The organism is Vogesella sp. EB, from assembly GCF_001037925.1.
Taxonomy (GTDB): Bacteria; Pseudomonadota; Gammaproteobacteria; order Burkholderiales; family Chromobacteriaceae; genus Vogesella; species Vogesella indigofera.
The window spans coordinates 1-23276 of sequence record NZ_LFDT01000023.1; the positions used below are offsets into that span (position 1 = coordinate 1).

The window sequence follows — 23276 nt, forward strand, 5'->3', positions numbered from 1 at the left end:
TGCCGCGGGCACAGTGGTTGCCGCGCGCGCTGCCGGCGCCGGGGTTGCTGGCCTGGCTGCGGCGCGACCCGCTGCGCTACGCGCTGTTCTGCGACACCTACTGGGCCGATCTGGGCGCCAACCCGCCGCGCTGGCAGGCGCTGCTGCAGGCCGCCGCCGCGGGTGGCGTGGTGCTGCTGTACGACGGCGAGGACGGCCTGCTCAATCCGGTGCGTGCGCTGGCGCGCTTCCTCGAGGCCCGCCTGGCGGCGCAAAGTTACTGGCACGACGCCGCGCTGCGCAGCTCGCCGGTGTGTTACGCCGGCCGGTCGCACTGAGCATGGCGGCGACAATGACCGGACGTGCCGCCACGGCGGCGGCGCGGAAATCTGCTACGCTGGCGGGCTTGTTGCCCGCTGTTGCCACCATGAACCCTTCTCCCCCGACTCCGCTGTCCAAGGACGACTTCGAGCGTCTGGCCGATTTCCGCTACCGGCTGCGCCTGTTCCTGCGTTTCAGCGAGGAGCTGGCGCAGAGCAACGGCATCACCCCGCTGCAGTACCAGCTGCTGCTGCAATTGCGCGGCTACCCCGGGCGCGACTGGGCGACGGTGGCGGAGCTGGCGCAGCGGCTGCAGTCGCACCACCACAGCGTGGTCGGGCTGGTCAGCCGTTGCGAGGCGCAGCAGCTGATCGTGCGCAAGCCGGGGCGCGAAGACCGCCGCTGTGTCGAGATCAGCCTGGCGCCGAAGGGCGAGGAGCTGGTGCAGCAGCTGGCGCGCGCGCACCGCGACGAGCTGCTGGCGCTGCGCCAGAGCAGTGGCAGCCTGTCGCTGGACCTGCTGCTGCAGGCGGCGCAGAGCCTGGCGCCGGACTGAGGCCACCGCGCCAATCCGGCCGTCATCGCGGTGCCGCTTGTTGCGCTGCGATTGTTGTTTTTTGCACGTTGCCGCCGCCAATCCGTCATTGCGGCCAACCTTCTGCTACGCCCTCGCCATAAATCGGTATATAAATTCAGCCATCTGAATCTCCGGTGGTTTTTATGATTGGCGCTGACAAATCCCGTGACCCGGCGCACGCATCGCGCCGCCGCCAGCCGGCGGCCACCGTGCTTGCCGCGGCGGCTGCGGCCGGCAGCACGGGATCGCAGCGCCAGGCCCTGTTACGGCTGTTGCGCAGCGCGCGCGAGGCCGGCAGCCGCGGCCGTCACCATCACGGCTTGCAGGCGGCGGAAACGGCGCTGCAACTGGCCGGCGAGCATGGCTTCGAGCACCTGCGCAGCGAAGCGCTGGCCCTGCTGGCGCTGCACCGCTTCCGCTTGGGCCAGCTGGCCGACGCCATTCCGCCGGGGCTGGAAGCGGCGTCGCTGCTGGAGCGGCCCGCCGATGCCGCGGCCCGCGCCGAGGTGCTGTGCACGGTGGCGATGGCCTGCAACGAGCTGGGGCTGGCGCACGACGGCCTGAAGTACGCACTGGAGGCGCTGAGCGCCGCCCGCCTCTGCCAGCAGCCGCTGATGCTGAGCTGGGCGCTGAACCGCGCCGGGCTGTGCACCTTCAGCGCGGTCGGCGATCTGGAGCAGAGCGTGGCGCTGTTGCAGCAGGCGCGCGAGCTGGCGGTGCAGCACGGCCATCTCATTGCGCTGTTCAGCGCCATCAACAATCTCGGCTCCAGCTACCGCACCGCCGGCCAGCTGGCGCAGTCACTGGCCCAGGCCGGCGCCGCGGCACTGCTGGCGCAGTCGCTGGATTACTTCCAGCAGGCGGCGACGCTGGCGACCACGACGGACAACCCGCACCTGCAAGCCACCGCCATCATCAATCTGGCGGAAATCCTCACCGATCTCGCCCGCTACGACGAGGCGCTGGCCGAGCTGGCGCAGGGCCGCGAGCTGGCGCGGTGTGGCGATTTCACCGCGCTGCAGCACCGTGCCGACCTGGCAGAAGCAATCATCCTGCACCGTACCGGGCAGCTGCCGGCGGCGATCGCGGTGCTGCAGCGGGTGCTGGCACTGCCGGCCGAGCAGATCGAATACGAGATGCGGGTGCTGGCGCACGAGGCGCTGTACCGCGTGTACAAGGACGGCGGCCAGTTCGAGCCGGCGCTGCGGCAGCTGGAGCGCCTGCGCCAGCTGGAACAGTCGCTGGCCGACAAGCGCAGCAGCACCCAGGGCTGGGCGATCCGCAAGGAGCTGGAGATCACCAGCGCACGGCTGGAAACCGAGCGTGAACGGCTGAAGGCCGAGCACGAGCGCCTGCGCGCGGTGCGGCTGGAGGCGGAAAAATCGGTGGCCGAGGCACGCATGAGCGAGCTGGAGCAGGCGGTGCTGGTCGACGCGCTGACCGGGGTCGGCAACCGTCGCTGCCTCGACCGCGAAGGCCCGGAGCGGCTGACACAGCTGCAGGGCGGCTTTGACGGCATGGCGGTGGTGGTGCTGGATCTGGACTACTTCAAGTCGATCAACGACCGCTTCGGCCACGCCATCGGCGACGACACCCTGCGCAAGGTGGCGCAGCTGGTGGTGCTGCACACCCGTTCGGTCGATCTGGTGGTGCGCTACGGTGGCGAGGAATTCGTGCTGCTGCTGATGGAAACGTCGCAGGAGGCGGCGGTGGCGACCTGCGAGCGCCTGCGGCTGGCGCTGATGGACTACGACTGGAGCACGCTGCACCCGCTGCTGCACGTCACCACCAGTCTCGGCATGGCGTGGCAGAACCAGCCGCAGGACTGGCAGGCGGTGCTACGCGCCGCCGACCTGGCGCTGTACCAGGCCAAGCACAAGGGCCGCAACCGGCTGGAAGTGGCGCCGGCGCTGTAGCCGGGGCGCTCATGGCACGGTGGTGGTCACGGCGCGGGCAGCCGGCTCGTACTACGGCTCAGGCCGGGGTCAGCACCTTTTCCAGCAGCCGGTAGTGGGTGCCGCCGAGGCCGGCTTCGGCAAAGCCTTCGCTGTGGTACAGCGTGCGCCCCACCGCGTTGTCGTCGCGCACTTCCAGCGTCAGCTTGGCGCAACCGCGCTGGGCGGCGGCGCTGGCCACGGCCTGCAGCAGGCGTCGGCCGAGGCCCTGGCCGCGCGCGGCGGACAGCACCGACAGATCATGCAGATTGCACACCGGCGCCGCGTAGAAGCTGGAAAAACCCAGCACGCACAGCGCGTGGCCGACCGGCTCGCCGTCCTGCTCCGCGATCAGCGCGAACAGGCCGGGATGACCGCCCAGTGCCTGCGCCAGCTGCTGCTGGCGCGCGGGTGTCAGCCCCTCGCCCCCACCCATCGCATCGCGGGCGTAGGCATCGGTCAGCCGTGCCAGCAACAGGCAGTCGCCGGCGTCGGCAAGGTTGGCCGCACGCAGTTGCAGTGCGCTCACGGCGCGGCCTGCTGCTGGCTGGCCGGGGCGGGCAGATACAGCGGGCCCTTGAAGCCGCAGGCGGTGACAACGGTGGCGACAAGGACAAACATCAGCGCAGTACGCATACGGAATCCGGTAGCTATGGCAAAATCGCAGTCTAACAGGCGCGAGCCTCCCACCCCAAGCCATGCGGCCAACCTTTAGGACTTTTCCATGACTGAAAGCGAATTCCTGACCCTCACCGACGGTATTTTCACGCGCATCGAAGCGGCACTGGATGAGGCGGAGCTGGATCTGGACTGCCTGAAAATGGGGAATGTGCTGGAAATCGAGTTCGACAGCGGCGAGAAGGTGGTGGTCAACCGCCACGTGCCGAACCAGGAACTGTGGATCGCGGCCAAGAGCGGCGGTTTCCACTTCGCGCTGCGCGACGGCCAGTGGCTGGCGGCGCGCGATGGCAAGGAGTTCGGCGCCACGCTGTCGGCGGTGGTCAGCCACGCCGCCGGCTGCGATTTCGTGTTTGCCGTCTGAGTGAGCAGCTGGCTGCTGCTGGGCGGCCTGGCGGCGTCGGCGTTCCTGTCTGCCACCGTGCTGCCGGGCAATTCCGAGCTGGCGCTGGGCGCCTTGCTGCTGCAGCGGCCGGAGCTGCTGTGGCCGGCACTGCTGGTCGCCACCGCCGCCAATGCGCTGGGCAGTATCAGCAGCCTGTGGCTGGGGCGCTGCGTGCCGCCCAGACCGCTACCGCCGCGGGCGGCGGCGTGGTTCGCCCGTTTCGGCCCGGCGGCGCTGTGGCTGAGCTGGGTGCCGCTGGCCGGCGACGCGCTGCCGCTGGCCGCCGGCTGGTTGCGCTTGTCATTCTGGCCCTGCGTGCTGTGGATTACGCTGGGCAAGGCCAGCCGTTACGCGCTGCTGGCGTGGGGAATGCTGGGCCTTATCCGGTGAGGCGTACGCGCCGGCCGGCCGTTGTCCGGATTTCCGGACGCCATGCTGGCTGCAGCATCACCATGGCGTTGTACTGGCGCGCGGCACGATCGCCGCTATGCTTGAGTTAGAACTTTATCTTTGTGCGACAGTATTTGCCCGCCATCGCCGGCCGAGCCTGTCGCCGTTTTTCATCCAGAAAGTAGCAATGAGCAAACACATTCCGCGCAAGCGCTTCGGCCAGAACTTCCTGCAGGACAGCAAGGTGATCGAGGACATCGTCAGCGCCGTCGGCGCCCAGCCGGGCGATGTGGTGATCGAGATCGGCCCCGGCCTCGGTGCGCTGACCAAGCCGCTGCTGCAGCGTCTAGACCATCTGCATGTGGTGGAAATCGACCGCGACATCATCAGCCGCCTGCGCGGCGAGATCTCGCCCAAGCGGCTGACCATCCACGAGGGCGACGCGCTGGCCTTCGATTTTGGCAGCGTCTGCGACGGCCCGTTCAAGCTGGTCGGCAACCTGCCGTACAACATTTCCACCCCGCTGCTGTTCCACCTCGCCTGCTACGGCAACCGCGTCACCGACATGCATTTCATGCTGCAAAAAGAGGTGGTCGACCGCATGGTGGCGGCGCCGTCGACCCCGGATTACGGCCGTCTGACGGTGATGTTGCAGTACCGTTTCGACATGGAACAGATCTTGCTGGTACCGCCGGGTGCATTCTACCCGCCACCGAAAGTGGATTCCGCGGTGGTAAGGATGATTCCTGATGCCGGTCGCTGTGGGGTGGCAACCGACGAGGCGCTGCTGGAAGAGATCGTGGCGCAGGCCTTTGGCCAGCGGCGCAAGACCTTGCGCAACAACCTCAAGGGCGTGATCAGCGACGAGGCCTTGCAGTCGCTGGGTATCGACCCGGCCGCCCGTGCCGAGACGTTGAGCGTGCAGCAGTATGTGGCGCTGGCCAACCATCTGGCCGCCGCGCGCGGCTGACCATGTTGCGCTGCGGCTTGCTGTACCAGGTTGGCCGCAGCACAATCCGTTCTGAATGATGCGGACCGTGCCGCACCACGATGCTGGCTGTCACAGGAATTAAAGGAAAAGCGATGATTCGTTTCAACAATGTCCACAAGTGGTTCAAGGACTTGCACGTACTGAACGGGATTGACCTGCAGGTGGCGCAGGGTGAAGTGGTGGTGGTGTGCGGGCCGTCCGGCTCCGGCAAGTCGACCATGATCCGCACCGTGAACCAGCTGGAAAGCATCAACGAGGGCGAGATCTGGGTCGACGGCAAGAACGTCGCCGATCCGAAAACCGATCTCAACGCGCTGCGCGCCGAAGTCGGTTTCGTGTTCCAGCACTTCAACCTCTACCCGCACCTGTCGGTGGTGGACAACATCACGCTGTCGCCGATCAAGGTCAAGGGCATGGACAAGGCCGCCGCCGACAAGCAGGCGGTCGCGCTGCTGGAGCGGGTCGGCCTCGCCCACAAGAAGGATGCCTTCCCGGCGCAGCTGTCCGGCGGCCAGCAGCAACGCGTGGCCATCGCCCGCGGCCTGGCGATGGAACCGCGGGTGATGCTGTTCGACGAACCGACCTCCGCGCTGGACCCGGAGATGATCGGCGAAGTACTGAAGGTGATGAAGGATCTGGCCGAATCCGGCATGACCATGATGGTGGTCACCCACGAAATGGGCTTTGCCCGCGAAGTGGCCGACCGGGTGGTGTTCATCGACCACGGCAAGATCGTGGAACAGGCGCCGCCGGAAGAGTTTTTCAAGAACCCGCAACACGAACGGGCACAACAGTTTTTACGGCAATTGCTCACCCCGATGAGCTGATTGCCTGCCGGCACCGCCGCACTGGCGGTGTCAGGTTTCCGGGCCATACCTAGCCGGTACGGCTTGATAAAAGCAGCAAAACCCAAGAGAAAATGGAGAAACCAATGCGTTTTACGACTCGTCTGCTGACTACTGCTGTCATCGCTTCCGCTTTTGCCGCTCCGGCCATGGCCGAAGGTACCCTGGACAAGATCAAGAGCTCCGGCGTGATCGTGCTCGGTCACCGTGATGCCTCGATCCCGTTCTCCTACCTGGCGAACGACCCGACCAAGCCGATCGGTTACTCGCACGACCTGCAGCTGAAGGTGGTCGAGGCGGTCAAGAAACAGCTGAAGATGCCTAACCTGCAGGTGCGCTACAACCTGGTGACCTCGCAGACCCGCATCCCGCTGGTACAGAACGGCACCGTGGACCTGGAGTGCGGCTCCACTACCAACAACCTGGAGCGCCAGAAGCAGGTTGCCTTCTCCGTCGGCATCTTCGAAATCGGTACCCGCCTGATGACCGCCAAGACTTCCGGCATCAAGGACTTCCCGGACCTGAAGGGCAAGAACGTGGTGACCACCGCCGGTACCACTTCCGAGCGTCTGCTGAAGGCGATGAACGCCGAGAAGCAGATGGGCATGAACATCATCTCCGCCAAGGACCACGGCGAATCGTTCCTGATGCTGGAATCGGGCCGTGCCGTCGCCTTCATGATGGACGATGCGCTGCTGTACGGTGAAATGGCCAAGGCCAAGAACCCGGGCAACTGGGTCGTGACCGGCAAGCCGCAGTCGTTCGAAATCTACGGCTGCATGCTGCGCAAGGAAGATGCGGCATTCAAGAAAGTGGTCGACGACGCGATCAAGGCCACCTTCAAGTCCGGCGAAGTGAACAAGATCTACAGCAAGTGGTTCATGGCGCCGGTGCCACCAAAAGGCCTGAACCTGAACTTCCCGATGTCCGACGAGTTCAAGGCGCTGGTGGCCAAGCCGACAGACAAGTCTGCCGAGGAAATGTAAGCAGCTTGTTGGTAATGACGGAGCGGGTTTTCTGAAGCAAGCGTGAAACGAGACCGGGACCGGGCGGCAACGCCCGGAAACCCGCTCCCGGAGGGGCGCTGCTGGCGCCCCTTTTCTTTTGGAGAAGTCAATGAATTACAACTGGGACTGGAACATCTTCTTCAAGTCCACAGGCATCGGCAGCGAAATCTACCTCGACTGGTTCGTGTCCGGTCTGGGCTGGACCATCGCGGTGGCGCTGATGGCCTGGATCATCGCCCTGCTGCTGGGGTCGGTGCTGGGCGTGATGCGCACCCTGCCGGGCAAGGTGCTGCCGGCGATTGCCACCGCCTATGTCGAGCTGTTCCGCAACGTGCCGCTGCTGGTGCAGCTGTTCCTCTGGTATTTCGTGGTACCGGACTACCTGCCGGAGCCGCTGCAGATCTGGTTCAAGCAGGACCTGAACCCGGCGACCTCGGCCTATATCTCGGTGGTGGTGTGCCTGGCGCTGTTTACCGCAGCGCGGGTGTGCGAGCAGGTGCGCACCGGCATCCAGGCGCTGCCCCGTGGCCAGAGTGCCGCCGCGCTGGCGGTCGGTTTCAGCATCGGGCAGACCTATCGCCACGTGCTGCTGCCGCAGGCGTTCCGCATCATCATCCCGCCGCTCACCAGCGAGTTTCTCAACATCTTCAAGAACTCCTCGGTGGCGTCGCTGATCGGCCTGATGGAGCTGCTGGCGCAGACCAAGCAGACCGCGGAATTCAGTGCCAACATCTTTGAAGCGTTTACCCTGGCCACGGTGATCTACTTCGTGCTCAACATGAGCCTGATGACGCTGATGAGCCTGGTGGAGAAGAAAGTGCGCATTCCCGGCATGATGGGAGGGGCCAAATAATGGATTTCAGCCAGATTATCCCGTCGTTGCCCAGCCTGTGGGACGGCATGAAACTGACGCTGCAGCTGCTGTTGCTGGCGGTCGCGGGCGGCATTGCCCTCGGTACCGTGCTGGCACTGGCGCGCATGTCCAACAGCGCGCTGCTGTCCGGTTTCGCCAAGGCCTACGTCAACTACTTCCGCTCCATCCCGCTGCTGCTGGTGATCACCTGGTTCTACCTGGCGGTGCCGATGATCCTGAACTGGATCACCGGCGAGTTCGTCGCCGTCGGCGCCTTCACCTCCTGCCTGGTGGCGTTCGTGATGTTCGAGGCGGCCTACTACTGCGAGATCGTGCGTGCCGGTATCCAGTCGATCTCCAAGGGGCAGATCAACGCCGCCTACGCCGTGGGCATGACCTACAGCCAGGCGATGCGCCTGATCATCCTGCCGCAGGCGTTCCGCAAGATGACCCCGCTGCTGCTGCAGCAGACCATCATCCTGTTCCAGGACACCTCGCTGGTGTATGCAGTCGGTTTGATCGACTTCCTCAATGCCGCGCGCGCGCGCGGCGACATCATGGGGCAATCGCACGAGTTCCTGATTTTTGCCGGTGCGGTGTACTTTGTTATCAGTTTCGGCGCGTCCACTCTGGTGAAGCGTCTGCAGAAGAGGTTGGCAGTATGAGCATGATCGAGATCAAGAACGTCAGCAAATGGTACGGTGACTTCCAGGTGCTCACCGATTGCACGACCGACGTCAAGAAAGGCGAAGTGGTGGTGGTGTGCGGCCCGTCCGGTTCCGGCAAGTCCACGCTGATCAAGACCGTCAACGCGCTGGAGCCGTTCCAGAAGGGCGACATCATCGTCGACGGCATCTCGGTGGGCGATCCGAAGACCGACCTGCCCAAGCTACGCGCCCGCATCGGCATGGTGTTCCAGAACTTCGAACTGTTCCCGCACCTGTCGATCACCGAGAACCTGACCATCGCGCAGCAGCGCGTGCTCGGCCGCAGCAAGGACGAGGCGATGCAGAAAGGCATGCACTACCTCGACCGCGTCGGCCTCAAGGCACAGGCCAACAAGTTCCCCGGCCAGCTGTCCGGCGGCCAGCAGCAGCGCGTGGCGATTGCCCGCGCGCTGGCGATGGACCCGATCGCGATGCTGTTCGACGAACCGACGTCGGCGCTGGACCCGGAGATGGTCAACGAAGTGCTGGACGTGATGGTGGAGCTGGCGCACGAAGGCATGACCATGATGTGCGTGACCCACGAGATGGGCTTTGCGCGCAAGGTGGCCAACCGCGTGATCTTCATGGACCGCGGTGCCATCGTCGAGGACTGCGAGAAGGAAGAATTCTTCGGCAATATCGACGCCCGCTCCGAGCGTGCGCGCCAGTTCCTGTCGAAGATCCTGGCGCACTGAGCAAGCGTCTGGCCGCCGCCGTTGCGGCCAACCTGGCACCGACAACGCCACCCTCGCGGTGGCGTTTTTTTACGCCTGCGGCCGCGGGTGTGGTTTTTTCCCCCGTCATGGTTGCGCTGGGTCATGCCTGACATCGAGCACTCATGATCACGGTTTTGTTTGACGATGGCATCCGCTAATATCGCCGACATGTACACCACCATCTATCTTGGCCGCCAACCGATTGTCGATGTCCAGCAGCAGCGCGTGGCCTACGAACTGCTGTTCCGCTCCGGGCCGGAAAACCGCGCGCTGTTCCAGGATGACGTCAACGCCACCGCCTCGGTGATCCGCCACACCTTCATCGATCTGGGCATGTCGCGGGTGCTGGAAGGCTGTCCCGGCTTCATCAATGTCAATGAACGGCTGCTGAAAAGCCCGGTGCTGGACTTGCTGCCGCCGGAGAGCATCATTCTCGAGATCCTGGAAAGCGTGCCGCTGGACGACTCGGTGCGCGAGCGCTGCCGCGAACTGCAGGCGCGCGGCTACCGGCTGGCGCTGGACGACGTCAGTGACATCACCCCGGAAATCCAGGCGATGCTGCCGCTGGTGTCCTACCTGAAGATCGACCTGCAGCAGGTATCGCTGGCGCGGCTGCCGGCACTGCTGCAGCGGCTGCAGGGCTACCGCGGCCAGCTGCTGGCGGAGAAAGTGGACAGCTACGAGCAGTTCGAGCGCTGCCGCGAGCTGGGCATCCGCCTGTTCCAGGGCTACTTCTTCGCCAAGCCGACCATCATGCAGCAGAACCGCGCCCATCCGCACCGCGCGCTGATGCTGCGCCTGCTGGGGCTGGTGATGCAGGACGCCGAGCTGCTGGAACTGGAAGAGGTGTTCAAGGGCGCGCCGGACATGGTGGTCAGCCTGCTGAAGCTGGTCAACGCCGCGGAAAACTACGGTCGCCCGGTGCGCTCCATCCGCGAGGCGCTGACCATGCTCGGCTCGTCACGGCTGAAGCGCTGGGCGCTGGTCATCCTGTTCGCCGCCGACTGCCGCCCGGACAGCGGCCCCAGCCCGCTGCTGGAAATGGCGGCGGTGCGCGGCCGCATGATGGAGCTGCTCGCGCCGCCGGCCGAGCGCGACGAGGCGTTCATGACCGGCATCCTGTCGCTGGCCGACAGCCTGCTGGGTATGAGCATGCAGTCGCTGGTGGCGTCGCTGGCGCTGCGCGACAAGGTGCTGCAGGCCCTGCTGTACCGCGAGGGCATGCTTGGCGACCTGCTGGCGCAGACCGAGCTGGCCGAGTGCCGCGAGGCGCAGGCGCCGCTGCCGACGCTAGCGGCTGACAACTTCAACCAGGTGCAGCTGGAAGCGCTGGAGTGGGTGCGCAAGATGTGGAGTGACGACTTCCTCACCTGAGCGGTGAGGCCGGGGGCACAAGGTTGGCCGCAAGCCGTTGCGGCCAACCTTGTGCTTAGACGATGTCGAGGTGATCGAGCCCGCCCAGCGGATCGCTGTGCTTGCTCTCCTCGCCGTAGAGCTTGATCTTCAGGCGCAGGTCGTTGACCGAGTCGGCGTTGCGCAGCGCGTCCTCGAAGCTGATCTGGCCGCTCTCGTACAGCTCGAACAACGCCTGGTCGAAGGTCTGCATCCCAGTCTCGCGCGAGCGGCCCATCACCTCCTTGATGCCGGACACCTCGCCCTTGAAGATCAGGTCGGCGATCAGCGGGCTGTTGAGCAGGATTTCCACCGCCGCGACGCGGCCCTTGACCTGCTTCAGCGGAATCAGCCGCTGCGACACGATGGCGCGCATGTTCAGCGACAGATCCATCAGCACCTGCTGGTGGCGCTCTTCCGGGAAGAAGTTGAGGATGCGGTCCAGCGCCTGGTTGGCGTTGTTGGCGTGCAGCGTGGCCAGGCACAGGTGGCCGGTCTCGGCGAACTGCAGGCCGTACATCATTGATTCGCGGTCGCGGATCTCGCCCATCAGGATCACGTCCGGCGCCTGGCGCAGCGTGTTCTTCAGCGCCACCTCCCAGCTCTCGGTGTCCACACCGATCTCGCGCTGGGTGATGATGCTCTTCTTGTGCTGGTGCACGTACTCGATCGGGTCTTCCAGGGTGATGATGTGGTCGGCCGCGGTGCTGTTGCGCCAGTCCACCAGCCCCGCCAGCGAGGTGGATTTGCCGGAGCCGGTGCCGCCGACGAAGATCACCAGCCCGCGCTTGATCATCGCCACGTCCTTCAGCACCGCCGGCATTTTCAGCTGGTCCAGCGTCGGGATCTCGGTGTTGATCTTGCGCAGCACCATGCCGGCCTTGCCCTGCTGCATGTAGGCGCTGACGCGGAAGCGGCCGATGCCGGGCGGGCTGATGGCGAAGTTGGCCTCGGAGCTGGATTCGAACTCCTCCATCTGGCGGTCATTCATCACCGAGCGCACCAGCTCCTTGCAGTGCTGCGCGGTCAGCGCCTGCGGCGCCACCGGAGTGATCTTGCCGTCGATCTTCATCGCCGGCGGAAAATCGGAGGTGATGAAGATGTCGGAGGCGTTCTTGCTGGCGGCGTGCTTGAGCAGATCGTGGATGAATTTTGATGCCTGGTCCTTTTCCATGCGCTACTTCCTCGCTTAGAACGCGTCCTTGTTGGAAGCCTTTTGTCGGGCTTCCTGAATCGAAATCACATTGCGCCGCACCAGTTCCTGCAGGCACATGTCCATGGTCTGCATGCCGTACTGCTGGCCGGTCTGGATCATCGAGTTGATCTGCGCGATCTTGTTTTCGCGGATCAGGTTGCGGATCGCCGGGGTGCCGATCATGATTTCATGGGCGGCGACGCGGCCGCTTTCGTCCTTGGTCTTCAGCAGCGTCTGCGAAATCACCGCACGCAGGCTTTCCGACAGCATGGCGCGTACCATTTCCTTTTCGCCGGCCGGGAACACGTCGACAATACGGTCGACGGTCTTGGCGGCGCCGCTGGTGTGCAGGGTGCCGAACACCAGGTGGCCGGTTTCGGCGGCGGTCAGCGCCAGGCGGATGGTTTCCAGGTCACGCATCTCGCCGACCAGGATCACGTCCGGGTCCTCGCGCAGCGCGCTCTTCAGCGCGTTGGCGAAGCTCTGCGTCTGGGCGCCGAGTTCGCGCTGGTTGATCAGCCCCTTCTTGCTTTCGTGCACGAATTCGATCGGGTCTTCCACCGTCAGGATGTGCGAATACTGGTTCTCGTTGACGTAGTCGACCATCGCCGCCAGCGTGGTGGACTTGCCGGAGCCGGTCGGGCCGGTGACCAGCACGATGCCGCGCGGCAAGTCGGCGATCTCGCGGAAGATCTTCGGCGCGTTGAGATCCTCCAGCGACAGCACCTTGGACGGAATCACGCGGAATACCGCGGCGATACCGCGGTTCTGCTGGAACACGTTGACGCGGAAACGGGCGATGCCCGGCAGCTCGAAGGAGAAGTCGCACTCGAAGATCTCTTCGAAGGCCTTGCGCTGGTGGTCGTTCATGATGTCGTACACCATGTCGTGCACGTCATGGTGCGCCATCGGCGGCAGGTTGATGCGGCGGATGTCGCCGTGTACCCGTATGATCGGTGGCAGTCCGGACGACAGGTGCAGGTCCGATGCCTTGTTTTTGACCGTAAAGGCCAGAAGTTCGGAAATTTCCATATAATTTCTCCGCGTCCGCAACAATGCCGGGTTCATCGAGTGATGCGGACGATTGTAACGCCGCCGGGTGCCGCTGCCCACTGAGGCCGCGGCCACCGGCGGAAGAGAGAGCGAGCAGACGATGACAGATATCAGCAGCACCCTGCAACGGGTGAGCGCGGCGATCGGCAGTGCGGCACAGGCGGCCGGCCGCGATGGCGACAGCGTGACCTTGCTGGCGGTGAGCAAGACCTTTCCGGCGGCGGCGGTGCGCGAAGCCTACGCCGCCGGCCAGCGCCGCTTTGGCGAGAACTACGTGCAGGAGCTGCAGGCCAAGGCTGCCGAGCTGCAGGATCTGGCGCTGGAGTGGCATTTCATCGGCCCGCTGCAATCGAACAAGACGCGGCCGGTGGCGGAACTGGCACACTGGGTGCATTCGGTGGAACGGCTGAAGATCGCCGAACGGCTGTCGGCGCAGCGCCCGGCGACACTGCCGCAGCTGAATGTCTGCATCCAGGTCAACGTCTCCGGCGAGGACAGCAAGAGCGGCTGCGCGCCGGACGAGGTGCTGCCGCTGGCGCAGGCCATCGCCGCCTTGCCCGGCCTGCGGCTGCGCGGGCTGATGTGCATTCCGGAGCCGACGCAGGATGCGGCAACGTTGGCCGCACGCTTCGGCGTGCTGGCGACGCTGCAGCAGCGACTGGCGGCGGCCGGCATCGCCACCGACACGCTGTCGATGGGCATGTCCGCCGACATGGCGGCGGCGATCGCCGCCGGCAGCACCATGGTGCGCGTCGGCACCGCGATCTTCGGCGCGCGCCACTACGGCTAACCATCCAACCATGTTTCGCCAGCGGGCGAAGCAACAAGAACCAGGGGAAAACCATGCGTATCACGTTCATCGGTGGCGGCAATATGGCCTCCGCCATCATTTCCGGTCTCTGCCAGCAGCCCGGCCAGCAGATCAGCGTGGTGGAGCTGCACGAAGACAAGCGCGCCAGCCTGCAGGCCGAATTCGGCGTCACCGCGCTGGCGGCGCTGCCGGACCGCTTTGCCGCCGACGAGGTGGTGCTGCTGGCGGTCAAGCCGCAGGCACTGCAGGCGGTGTGCCAGCAACTGGCGCCGCGCCTGCACGGTGCGCTGGTGGTGTCGATCGCCGCCGGGGTGCGCCTGGAGGCGCTGAGCCGCTGGCTGGGCAGCTCGCGCATCGTGCGGGTGATGCCCAACACCCCGGCCATGGTCGGCAAGGGCGTGTCCGGGCTGTATGCCGCCGCCGATATCGGCGAAGCGGATCGCCGCACCGCGGAAGGCATCATGCAGGCGGTCGGCATCACCAGCTGGCTGGAGACCGAGGGTGGCATCGACGACATCACCAGCGTCTCCGGCAGCGGCCCGGCCTACGTGTTCTACTTTATCGAGAGCATGATCGAGGGCGCCTGCCAGGTCGGCTTCAGCGAGCAGGAAGCGCGGGCACTGGTGCTGGGCACCTTCGAGGGCGCGGTGGAGCTGGCCAGGCAAAGCCCACTGCCGGTGGCAACCTTGCGCACCAACGTGATGTCCAAGGGCGGGACCACCGAGCGCGCCATCGCCCGTTTCGAGGCCGAGGGTGTCAAGGCGGCGATCATCGCCGGGGCGCTGGACTGCCGCGCCCGCTCGGTGGAGCTGGGTGACCTGTTGAGCAAGGACGGCGAATGATGCTGCTGGAAACACTGCAATTCCTGATCAAGACCATCAGCGAGCTGTTCGTGCTGGTGCTGCTGATGCGTTTTTACCTGCAGGTGGCGCGGGCGCCGTTCAAGCATCCGCTGACCCAGTTCGTGATCGCGGTCAGCAATTTTGCGGTGTTGCCGTTGCGGCGCTGGATTCCGGCGTGGCGCAGTTATGACACCGCCACCATGGTGCTGGCCTGGGTGGTATCGCTGCTGGCACTGATCAGCATCCTGCTGCTCAACCCGCTGCCCTACGACCTGCTGCACCCGCAGAGCTGGCTGGCGCTGACGCTGCTGGCGCTGCTCGACGTGTTCCGCCTGTCGCTGTACCTGCTGATGGGCGCGGTGTTCGTGCTGGCGATCCTCAGCTGGGTCAATCCCTACAACGGCCTGCGCCCGGTACTGGAAGCGCTGACCCGACCCTACCTGCGCCCCTTCCAGCGCGCGGTGATCGGCGGCGTCGACCTGTCGCCGCTGGTGTTGCTGCTGGTGATCCAGGTGATCCTGATGCTGCCGGTCCGGATGCTGGAAATGTCTTTCTTGATGCAACTCAAGATGGCAGTATGAGCATTCAGTTATCAAGTAGCGTCGCCTTGCCTGGCTACGGAGTCAGGTCAGGGGTTTGATCCTGTGGAGAACTTTGCATGAAAAAAATGCTATTGGCCGCTGTGGCCCTGGGCGTGCTGGCCACCCCCGCTTTTGCCAACCTGCAGCTGGCGCAGAAATACGCCTGTGTCGCCTGTCACGCGGTCGACAAGAAGATTGTCGGCCCGGCCTACAAGGATGTCGCCAAGAAATACGCGGGCGACAAGAGTGCCGAAGCCAAGCTGGTGGCCAAGGTCAAGGCCGGTGGTTCCGGCGTCTGGGGTCCGATCCCAATGCCGGCTCACCCGCAGGTCAGCGATGCCGATCTGAAAACGCTGGTGAAGTGGGTCTTGAGCCAGAAGTAATCATGTTTTATGCAACATAAAGCGCCGCGAGGCGCTTTTGTTGCGTTGGCGCGGTGCCATTTGCCGCCGCGGCCGCTTTCCGTGTTTCTTGCCAATGTCTTAAGTCGGGCCTTAATCGGCCTGCCCTCTTGAGTTCACCCCCGTTCGGCACTATATACACAAGATAAAAGACAGTTGTGACGGAGATGGCGTACGGATTGTGTTGCACTTTCCTTATGCCGTCGGTAATCTTCCACGCCTGTTGCCACAACTTTATAGCTGGAAGCATCAAACTATGGCCAAGCTGACTGAACAAGACATCATCAACTGGTCCGGCGATGACTACATGAACGCCGACCATCTTGAGTTCTTCAAGGAGCGCTTGTTGAACATGCAACAAGAGCTGTTGAGCAACGCCAGTGCCACGGCTAGCCACCTGCAGGAGCAGGAAGCCACGCCCGATCCGGCGGATCGCGCCACACTGGAAGAAGAGTATGCGCTGGAGCTGCGCACCCGCGACCGCGAGCGCAAGCTGCTGCAGAAGATCCAGTCCACCCTGCGTTTGATCGAAGACGGCAGCTACGGCTATTGCGAAGACACCGGTGAGCCGATCGGCCTCAAGCGCCTGCTGGCCCGCCCGACAGCATCGCTGTCGGTGGAAGCGCAGGAGCGTCGCGAACGCATGAAGCGCCAGTACGCCGACTGAGCACAAGGTTGGCCGCATTGCCCAACGAAAGCACCCTTCGGGGTGCTTTTGCTTTTTATTGGCCATTATTTTGGCAAAGCCTGCCAATGGCACTGTTTTATGGCCGACCGTTTGGCAGGTCATGCCACGACGGTGTGACGTAGCGGCGTCAAAAAATCGCCGGCCACGATACGGTTTAGGGCTTGGCATGGCTGGGTGAAGCGGGTAATGTTGCTATGCAAACAAAAGAGACCAAGGACACAGCAATGCACCGCCAGACCGACGACGTCAGAATCCGAGACATCAAAGAACTGCTCCCGCCGATTGCTCACCTGTACGAGCTGCCGATCAACGAATCCGCCGCCGAGCTGATCTTCAACGCCCGTCGTGACATTGCCCGTCTGCTGCGTGCCGAGGACGACCGCCTGCTGGTGGTGATCGGCCCCTGTTCCATCCACGATCCGGCTGCGGCGGAAGAATACGCCCGCCGCCTGCTGCCGCTGCGCCAGAAGTACGCGGGCGACCTGCAGATCGTGATGCGTGTCTACTTTGAAAAACCGCGCACCACCGTCGGCTGGAAAGGTCTGATCAACGACCCGCACCTCGACGAGTCCTACGACATCAATACCGGCCTGCGCCTGGCGCGTCGCCTGCTGCTCAACCTCAACAGCATGGGCATGCCGGCGGCCACCGAATTCCTCGACATGATCACGCCGCAGTATCTGGCCGACCTGATCAGCTGGGGTGCCATCGGCGCGCGCACCACCGAATCGCAGGTGCACCGCGAGCTGGCCTCCGGCCTGTCCTGCCCGGTCGGTTTCAAGAACGGCACCGACGGCAACCTCAAGATCGCGGTGGATGCCATCCGCTCTGCCAGTGTGTCGCACCACTTCCTGTCGGTGACCAAGACCGGTCATTCCGCCATCGTCGAGACTGGCGGCAACCCGGACTGCCACGTGATCCTGCGCGGCGGCAAGGAGCCGAACTACGAGGCACGCTACGTTCAGGCCGCCGCCGCCGAGCTGGCCGCCGTCGGCCTGCCGCAGAAGCTGATGGTCGACTTCAGCCATGCCAACAGCCGCAAGGACTACCGTCGCCAGATGGAAGTGTGCGACGACATCGCCGCGCAACTGGCGGCCGGTGATCAGCACATCTTCGGCGTGATGGTGGAAAGCCACCTGGTGGAAGGCCGCCAGGACCTGAAACCGGGCTGCGAACTGACCTACGGCCAGAGCATCACCGATGCCTGCATCGGCTGGGACAATACCGAAGCGCTGCTGCAGACGCTGGCCGACGCGGTCCAGGCGCGCCGCGCCAAGGTTGGCGTGCCGTCCGGCAAGTAAGCCTGCCACCGATAAAAAAAGCCCGGAGCGTGCTCCGGGCTTTTTTCATGCAGGCGTTGGCCGCGCTTCAGTCCTTGCCGTCCAGGATATTGCCGAGGCCGCCGAGCAGCGAACCCTGCTCGCTGCCGCCGCCGCCGGCCTTGGGGCTGGCGGCGACGATGCGGTCGGCCAGCCGCGACAGTGGCAGCGACTGCAGCCACACGTGGCCGGGGCCGGTCAGTTTGGCGAAGAACAGCCCTTCGCCGCCGAACAGCGCCGACTTCAGCTTGCCGACGTACTCGATGTCGAAATCCACCGTCGGCTGGTAGGCCACTACGCAGCCGGTATCGACGCGCAGCACCTCGCCCGGCTGCAGCTGGCGGCTGGTCAGCGTGCCGCCGGCGTGCAGGAACACGTAACCGTCACCGTCCAGCTTCTGCATGATGAAGCCCTCGCCGCCGAACAGGCCGGTGCCGATCTTCTTCTGGAACGCGAGGCTGAGGCTGACGCCCTTGGCGGCGGCGAGGAAGCTGTCCTTCTGCGCGTACAGCGTGCCGCCCAGCTCCAAGAGGTGTACCGGCACGATCTTGCCGGGATAGCTGGCGGCAAAGGCGACGCGGCGCTTGCGCTGGCCCTGGTTGAGGTAGACGGTGGTGAACAGCGACTCGCCGGTGATCAGCCGTTTGCCGGCGCCGAGCAGCTTGCCCAGCAGCCCGCTCTGCACCGCCGAGCCGTCACCGAAGACGGTGTCCATGCTGACATCGTCTTCCATGTAGTACAGCGCGCCGGCCTCGCCGACCGCGGCCTCGCCGGGGTCCAGCTCCACTTCGACGTACTGCATGTCGTCGCCGAAGATCTGGTAGTCGATCACATCCATTGCCATCTCGCTCTCCTTGGGCACCGTTGCCGGCATGCGTTCATGCTAGCGGCTGGCCATGCCAAATGCAAAGCGGGATGAGGCAGCCGCGCCGCTTCAGTGCGGCTCGCGATCCTGCGCCGGCGGGGCGGCGTCGGCCGGCGGCTGCTTCGGCGGCCGCAGCAGCATGATCCACAGGTGGAACACGATGCCGGCCAGTGGCACCAGGCCGAGGATGACCACGAAGACCCATTCGAGGGGGGAGAAAAGTTCGCTCATCGGTATAGTGTACGCAGCGCGGCGGCGGCGGCCAAGGGGCGGCGGCCGGTTACAAAGTGGCAAACCAAATACATCTTCAAATACAATGGCAGGATGATGACATCTCTTGCCTTGTTGCCGGCCGGACTGCGCCGGCGTCTGCAGCGCTGGTGGCCGGAGCCGCTGGTGATCGGCCGCCGCGAACAGCTGGCGGTCGCCGCCGCCGCGCTGTTTGCCATCGCGCTGACCGGCCTGTTCACCGCGCTGACCCTGGGGCCGGCACCGCTGCTGGTGGCGTCGATGGGTGCGGCGGCGGTGCTGCTGTACACGCTGCCCAGCAGCCCGCTGGCGCAGCCGTGGCCACTGCTGGGTGGCCACCTGGTGTCGGCTGCCATCGGCGTCGCCTGCGCGCAGTGGCTGCCGTGGCCGTGGCTGGCGGCCGGCGTCGCGGTTGGGCTGGCCATCTTCGCCATGATCGCCTTGCGCTGCCTGCATCCGCCCGGTGGTGCCATCGCGCTGAACGCGGTGGTCGGCGGCCCGGCGGTGCAGGCGATGGGCTACGGCTTTGTCGCGCTGGTGCTGTGCAATGCGCTGCTGATGCTGGCGCTAGCGTGGCTGCTCAACAATTACCTGCTGCGCCGTCCCTACCCGCGTGCGCTGCCGCCGCCCAACCGCCACCTGATCCGCGATCCGGCGCCGCTAGCGCGGCTGGGCATCCGCGAGGAAGACATGGAAGCGGCGCTGGCCGGCTTCAACCACCTGCTCGACATCAGCCGCAGCGATCTGGAGCAGGTGATGACGCTGGCGGAGATGCACGCCTACCGGCGCCGGCTGGGCGACATCCGCTGCCGCGACATCATGTCGCGCGACGTGATCAGCCTGCGCTCGGACACCGCACTGCAGGAGGCGTGGCGGCTGCTGCGCCAGCACAAGGTGCGCGCCTTGCCGGTGGTCACCGATAGCGGCCAAGTGCTGGGCATGGTGTCGCTGGTGGACTTCCTCAAGCGGCTGGACGGTTCGCCGCAGGGGCTGCGCGAACGGCTGGCGCGCCTGCTCAGCGGCCGTGCCGGCGACAGCCGGGTGGCGGCGATCATGAGCAGCACCCTGATCAGCGTGCGCGACGACCTGCACCTGGTGGAGCTGGTGCCGCTGTTTGCTGACCGCGGCCTGCATCATGTGCCGGTGCTGGCCGGCGACGGCACGCTGGCCGGCGTGATCAGCCAGTCCGACCTGATCGCCGCGCTGTTCCGCGACCGCCTGTCCGGCGCCTGATGCGGCCAACCTTGGCCGCAAGCCAAAAAAAACGCCACTCCGCAGAGTGGCGTTTTGCATGGCGGGTGCAGCTTACTTCACGATCTGCGCCAGCTGGCCTTTCAGGTACAGGTTGGCCATGGTGTCGAGGCTGACCGGCTTGATCTTGCTGGCCATGCCGGCGGCGCCGAATGCTTCGTAGCGGGCGATCACGATGTCGCGCATCGCCACGGTGCTGGCGGCCAGGTATTTGCGCGGGTCGAATTCCTTCGGGTTCTGCGCCAGGAAGCGGCGGATGGCGCCGGTGGAGGCCAGGCGCAGGTCGGTGTCGATGTTCACCTTGCGCACGCCGTGCTTGATGCCTTCCACGATCTCTTCCACCGGCACGCCGTAGGTCTCGCCCAGCTCGCCGCCGAATTCGTTGATGATCTGCAGCCATTCCTGCGGCACGCTGGAAGAGCCGTGCATCACCAGGTGGGTGTTGGGGATGCGGGCGTGGATTTCCTTGATGCGGTCGATGCGCAGCACGTCGCCGGTCGGCTTCTTGCTGAACTTGTAGGCGCCGTGGCTGGTGCCGATGGCGATCGCCAGCGCGTCGACGCCGGTGTCCTTCACGAACTGGGCGGCTTCTTCCGGATCGGTCAGCAGCTGGCTGTGGTCGAGCACGCCTTCGGCGCCGACGCCGTCTTCCTCGCCGGCCATGCCGGTTTCCAAGGAGCCCAGGCAGCCGATCTCACCCTCCACCGACACGCCGCAGGCGTGGGCGAAGTTCACCACGGTGCGGGTCACGTCAACGTTGTAGTCGTAGTCGGCCGGGGTCTTGCCGTCGGACTTCAGCGAGCCGTCCATCATCACCGAGGAGAAGCCGAGCTGGATCGAGCGCTGGCACACGTCCGGGCTGGTGCCGTGGTCCTGGTGCATCACCACCGGGATATGCGGGAATTCTTCCACCGCCGCCAGGATCAGGTGGCGCAGGAACGGTGCGCCGGCGTATTTGCGCGCGCCGGCCGAGGCCTGAACGATCACCGGGGCGTCGACCTTGTCGGCGGCTTCCATGATGGCGCGCATCTGTTCCAGGTTGTTGACGTTGAAGGCCGGCAGGCCGTAGCTGAATTCTGCTGCGTGGTCCAGCAGCTGACGCATCGAAACGAGTGCCATGGGTGAGTCTCCAGTAGTTGAATGCTTGTCGCGCCCGCCGTGGCCGGCGCGGAAAAAGGTTGGCCGCGTCAGGCGCGGCTGACGGTGCTCAGCGCCACACCGGCGGCCATGAAGGAGCCACCGGCAAAACGGTTCATCATGCGCTGGCGCAGCGGGCTGGTGATCCAGTGCTTGAGCTTGGCGCCGCCGAAGGCGTACACCACCTGCCAGCTGCTCTCGATCACGTAGAAGGTGCCGGCCAGCACCACCAGCTGCGGCATTTGCGGCGCATCGGCGCGCATGAACTGCGGGAACAGCGCGGCAAAGAACACGAAGGCCTTCGGGTTGCTCATCGCCACCAGGAAGCCGGTGCGGAAACGCTGCCAGTTGCTGACGGCGGCCACGCCGTCGTCGTCACTGTCGCTGCCCATGCGCTCGCTGACCGGCGCGCGCCAGGCCTGGTAGCCCAGCCACACCAGATAGGCGGCACCGGCGTACTTGACGAAGGAGAACAGCTGCTCCGAGGTGGCCAGCAGCGCGCCGAGACCGGCGGCGGAACCGCCCATGATCAGCCCCAGCGCCAGCAGCAGGCCGGCCATGGTCGGCAGCGCACCGCGCAGGCCGAAGCGGATGCCGTGGCTCATCGCCAGCAGCATGTTGGGACCGGGGGTCGCCGACACGAAAAACACGGTGACGACGAAGATCAGCCAGGTATCGAAGGCCATGGGCGCTGCTCCTTGCATCGGTAATGGGGGTGTTGCCGAGTCTAGGCGCAACGCCTGTACCCGGCAAGTTACAGCGCCACCGTTACGGCCAAGGTTGGCCGCAACGGCGGGTGGTGCGTCAGGCGCGCGCGGCCAGCATCGCCACCGCCGGCAGTTCCTTGCCTTCGAGGAACTCGAGGAAGGCGCCGCCGCCGGTGGAGATATAGCTGATCTGCTCGGTCAGACCGTACTTGGCGATCGCCGCCAGGGTGTCGCCACCGCCGGCAATGGAGAACGCCGCCGAACCGGCAATCGCCTGGCCCAGCGCCTGGGTACCGTGGCTGAACTGCTCGATCTCGAACACGCCGACCGGGCCGTTCCACACCACGGTGCCGGCCTTGGCGACGATGTCGGCCAGTACCTTGGCCGAGTCCGGGCCGATGTCGAGGATCATGTCGTCGGCGCCGACCTCGGCCACGTTCTTCAGCGTGGCGGTGGCGGTGTCGGAGAACTCGCTGGCGCACACCACGTCGCTCGGCAGCGGCACGTCGCCGCCGCGGGCGCGGATCTTGGCGATCACGCGGCGGGCGTCGTCCACCAGATCGGCTTCGGCCAGCGACTTGCCGATGGTCTTGCCTTCGGCCAGCAGGAAGGTGTTGGCGATGCCGCCGCCGACGATCAGCTGGTCAACCTTGTCGGCCAGCGCCTCGAGGATGGTCAGCTTGGTCGACACCTTGGAGCCGGCGACGATGGCCACCAGCGGGCGGGCCGGCGCCAGCAGCGCCTTGCCCAGCGCGTCCAGCTCGGCGGCCAGCAGGATGCCGGCGCAGGCCACCGGGGCGAACTGCGCCACGGCGTGGGTGGACGCTTCGGCGCGGTGCGCGGTGCCGAAGGCGTCGTTGACGAAGATGTCGCACAGGCTGGCGTAGGCACGGCCCAGCGCTTCGTTGTTCTTTTTCTCGCCCTTGTTCAGGCGCACGTTTTCCAGCATCACCACCTCGCCTGCGGTCAGCGCCACGCCGGTTTGCCAGTCGGCAGCCACGGTCACGGTCTGGCCCAGCAACTCGGACAGGCGCGCGGCCACCGGGGCCAGGCTGTCTTCCGGCTGCGGCTCGCCTTCGGTCGGACGGCCGAGGTGGGTCATCAGGATCACGCTGGCACCGGCCTTCAGGCAGTGCTCGATCGACGGCAGGCTGGCGCGGATGCGGGTGTCGTCACCGATGACGCCATTCTTGAGCGGCACGTTCATGTCGACGCGGATCAGTACGCGCTTGCCGGCCAGCGCCAGGTCGGTCAGTTTCTTGAATTGCAATTTCATCTCCTCAGCTAGGTAGGGTGGGCGGTTCGGCCCACCATCGCCCGGAATGCGACGATCTGCCCGCAGGCAGATCGTCGCATTGCCGTTCAAACAACGGTGTGGGCCGGACGTGTCCGGCCCACCCTA

28 protein-coding genes are annotated in these 23276 nt (G+C 65.4%); 19 read left to right on the forward strand and 9 right to left on the reverse strand.

What is annotated here, in order from left to right; genetic code table 11:
• The 3 genes from ACG97_RS17785 to ACG97_RS12560 form a co-directional block, all read left to right on the forward strand.
• A partial coding sequence (locus tag ACG97_RS17785; RefSeq protein WP_202902775.1) for a hypothetical protein occupies positions 1-317 on the forward strand: 317 nt, incomplete at its 5' end.
• 89 nt (positions 318-406) lie between these two features.
• On the forward strand, positions 407-856 hold the full coding sequence (locus ACG97_RS12555; RefSeq protein ID WP_047967714.1) for a MarR family transcriptional regulator: 450 nt from the start codon (positions 407-409) through the stop codon (positions 854-856).
• Positions 857-1020: 164 nt separating this feature from the next.
• Positions 1021-2793 carry a GGDEF domain-containing protein gene (locus ACG97_RS12560; protein WP_047967715.1) on the forward strand — a complete coding sequence of 591 codons (1773 nt, stop codon included), beginning with the start codon at positions 1021-1023 and terminating at the stop codon, positions 2791-2793.
• 58 nt (positions 2794-2851) lie between these two features.
• On the opposite strand, the gene ACG97_RS12565 is transcribed toward ACG97_RS12560, so the two are convergent.
• The gene (locus tag ACG97_RS12565) at positions 2852-3340 is read right to left on the reverse strand and encodes a GNAT family N-acetyltransferase (protein ID WP_047967716.1); all 489 of its coding nucleotides are present in this window, start codon (positions 3338-3340) and stop codon (positions 2852-2854) included.
• Positions 3337-3447, reverse strand: a complete 111-nt coding sequence (locus ACG97_RS17370; protein ID WP_082133791.1) for a lipoprotein — start codon at positions 3445-3447, stop codon at positions 3337-3339. The genes ACG97_RS12565 and ACG97_RS17370 overlap by 4 nt, the downstream gene beginning before the upstream one ends.
• Positions 3448-3535: 88 nt before the next feature.
• Between ACG97_RS17370 and cyaY the strand changes: the two genes are divergently transcribed.
• From cyaY to ACG97_RS12610, 9 genes are all read left to right on the forward strand, one after another.
• Entirely contained in the window at positions 3536-3853 is a 318-nt protein-coding gene (gene cyaY, locus ACG97_RS12570) for an iron donor protein CyaY (RefSeq protein WP_047967717.1), read from the forward strand.
• Positions 3854-4264 (forward strand): YqaA family protein, encoded by a 411-nt coding sequence (locus ACG97_RS12575; RefSeq protein WP_047967718.1) that lies wholly within the window; start codon positions 3854-3856, stop codon positions 4262-4264. It abuts the gene before it with no gap.
• A 187-nt stretch (positions 4265-4451) separates the two neighbouring features.
• On the forward strand, positions 4452-5234 hold the full coding sequence (rsmA, locus tag ACG97_RS12580; RefSeq protein ID WP_047967719.1) for a 16S rRNA (adenine(1518)-N(6)/adenine(1519)-N(6))-dimethyltransferase RsmA: 783 nt from the start codon (positions 4452-4454) through the stop codon (positions 5232-5234).
• A gap of 113 nt (positions 5235-5347) precedes the next feature.
• Positions 5348-6082 carry an amino acid ABC transporter ATP-binding protein gene (locus ACG97_RS12585; protein WP_047967720.1) on the forward strand — a complete coding sequence of 245 codons (735 nt, stop codon included), beginning with the start codon at positions 5348-5350 and terminating at the stop codon, positions 6080-6082.
• A gap of 104 nt (positions 6083-6186) precedes the next feature.
• Positions 6187-7086: a glutamate/aspartate ABC transporter substrate-binding protein gene (locus ACG97_RS12590; protein WP_047967757.1), complete on the forward strand. Its 900-nt coding sequence runs from the start codon at positions 6187-6189 to the stop codon at positions 7084-7086.
• 130 nt (positions 7087-7216) lie between these two features.
• Entirely contained in the window at positions 7217-7960 is a 744-nt protein-coding gene (locus tag ACG97_RS12595; RefSeq protein WP_047967721.1) for an amino acid ABC transporter permease, read from the forward strand.
• Positions 7960-8625, forward strand: a complete 666-nt coding sequence (locus tag ACG97_RS12600; RefSeq protein WP_047967722.1) for an ABC transporter permease subunit — start codon at positions 7960-7962, stop codon at positions 8623-8625. Before ACG97_RS12595 ends, ACG97_RS12600 begins: the two co-directional genes overlap by 1 nt.
• Positions 8626-8627: 2 nt before the next feature.
• A complete protein-coding gene (locus ACG97_RS12605) occupies positions 8628-9362 on the forward strand; it encodes an amino acid ABC transporter ATP-binding protein (protein ID WP_047967758.1) in 735 nt (244 codons plus the stop codon).
• 165 nt (positions 9363-9527) lie between these two features.
• Positions 9528-10757, forward strand: coding sequence for an EAL and HDOD domain-containing protein (locus tag ACG97_RS12610; protein WP_082133792.1), 1230 nt, complete (start codon positions 9528-9530; stop codon positions 10755-10757).
• 55 nt (positions 10758-10812) lie between these two features.
• Here the strand turns inward: ACG97_RS12610 and ACG97_RS12615 are convergent, their stop codons facing one another.
• Positions 10813-11949: a PilT/PilU family type 4a pilus ATPase gene (locus tag ACG97_RS12615; RefSeq protein ID WP_047967724.1), complete on the reverse strand. Its 1137-nt coding sequence runs from the start codon at positions 11947-11949 to the stop codon at positions 10813-10815.
• Positions 11950-11964: 15 nt separating this feature from the next.
• Entirely contained in the window at positions 11965-13002 is a 1038-nt protein-coding gene (locus ACG97_RS12620) for a type IV pilus twitching motility protein PilT (protein WP_047967725.1), read from the reverse strand.
• Between the two features lie 121 nt (positions 13003-13123).
• Here ACG97_RS12620 and ACG97_RS12625 point away from each other — a divergent pair, with 121 nt between their 5' ends.
• From ACG97_RS12625 to aroG, 6 genes are all read left to right on the forward strand, one after another.
• Entirely contained in the window at positions 13124-13813 is a 690-nt protein-coding gene (locus ACG97_RS12625; protein WP_047967726.1) for a YggS family pyridoxal phosphate-dependent enzyme, read from the forward strand.
• Positions 13814-13866: 53 nt separating this feature from the next.
• The gene (gene proC / locus ACG97_RS12630; protein WP_047967727.1) at positions 13867-14676 is read left to right on the forward strand and encodes a pyrroline-5-carboxylate reductase; all 810 of its coding nucleotides are present in this window, start codon (positions 13867-13869) and stop codon (positions 14674-14676) included.
• Positions 14673-15257: a YggT family protein gene (locus ACG97_RS12635; protein ID WP_238377330.1), complete on the forward strand. Its 585-nt coding sequence runs from the start codon at positions 14673-14675 to the stop codon at positions 15255-15257. The genes proC and ACG97_RS12635 overlap by 4 nt, the downstream gene beginning before the upstream one ends.
• A 77-nt stretch (positions 15258-15334) precedes the next feature.
• Positions 15335-15640, forward strand: a complete 306-nt coding sequence (locus ACG97_RS12640; protein ID WP_047967728.1) for a c-type cytochrome — start codon at positions 15335-15337, stop codon at positions 15638-15640.
• Between the two features lie 274 nt (positions 15641-15914).
• A complete protein-coding gene (gene dksA, locus ACG97_RS12645) occupies positions 15915-16325 on the forward strand; it encodes an RNA polymerase-binding protein DksA (RefSeq protein ID WP_047967729.1) in 411 nt (136 codons plus the stop codon).
• Positions 16326-16570: 245 nt separating this feature from the next.
• Entirely contained in the window at positions 16571-17647 is a 1077-nt protein-coding gene (gene aroG, locus ACG97_RS12650) for a 3-deoxy-7-phosphoheptulonate synthase AroG (protein WP_047967730.1), read from the forward strand.
• Between the two features lie 67 nt (positions 17648-17714).
• Here the strand turns inward: aroG and ACG97_RS12655 are convergent, their stop codons facing one another.
• Together ACG97_RS12655 and ACG97_RS17680 are read right to left on the reverse strand one after the other, a co-directional pair.
• The gene (locus ACG97_RS12655) at positions 17715-18509 is read right to left on the reverse strand and encodes a TIGR00266 family protein (protein WP_047967760.1); all 795 of its coding nucleotides are present in this window, start codon (positions 18507-18509) and stop codon (positions 17715-17717) included.
• Between the two features lie 90 nt (positions 18510-18599).
• Positions 18600-18761, reverse strand: coding sequence for a hypothetical protein (locus tag ACG97_RS17680; RefSeq protein ID WP_156168039.1), 162 nt, complete (start codon positions 18759-18761; stop codon positions 18600-18602).
• A gap of 93 nt (positions 18762-18854) precedes the next feature.
• Between ACG97_RS17680 and ACG97_RS12660 the strand changes: the two genes are divergently transcribed.
• On the forward strand, positions 18855-20012 hold the full coding sequence (locus tag ACG97_RS12660; protein WP_047967731.1) for an HPP family protein: 1158 nt from the start codon (positions 18855-18857) through the stop codon (positions 20010-20012).
• A 72-nt stretch (positions 20013-20084) separates the two neighbouring features.
• Here ACG97_RS12660 and fba read toward each other — a convergent pair whose 3' ends face one another.
• The 3 genes from fba to ACG97_RS12675 all read right to left on the reverse strand — a co-directional run bounded on the left by fba (position 20085) and on the right by ACG97_RS12675 (position 23144).
• Positions 20085-21149 carry a class II fructose-bisphosphate aldolase gene (gene fba, locus ACG97_RS12665; protein WP_047967732.1) on the reverse strand — a complete coding sequence of 355 codons (1065 nt, stop codon included), beginning with the start codon at positions 21147-21149 and terminating at the stop codon, positions 20085-20087.
• Between the two features lie 68 nt (positions 21150-21217).
• Complete coding sequence (locus ACG97_RS12670) at positions 21218-21853, reverse strand: LysE family translocator (RefSeq protein WP_047967733.1); 636 nt, start codon at positions 21851-21853, stop codon at positions 21218-21220.
• Between the two features lie 118 nt (positions 21854-21971).
• Positions 21972-23144 (reverse strand): phosphoglycerate kinase, encoded by a 1173-nt coding sequence (locus tag ACG97_RS12675; RefSeq protein WP_047967761.1) that lies wholly within the window; start codon positions 23142-23144, stop codon positions 21972-21974.
• Positions 23145-23276: the final 132 nt, after the last annotated feature.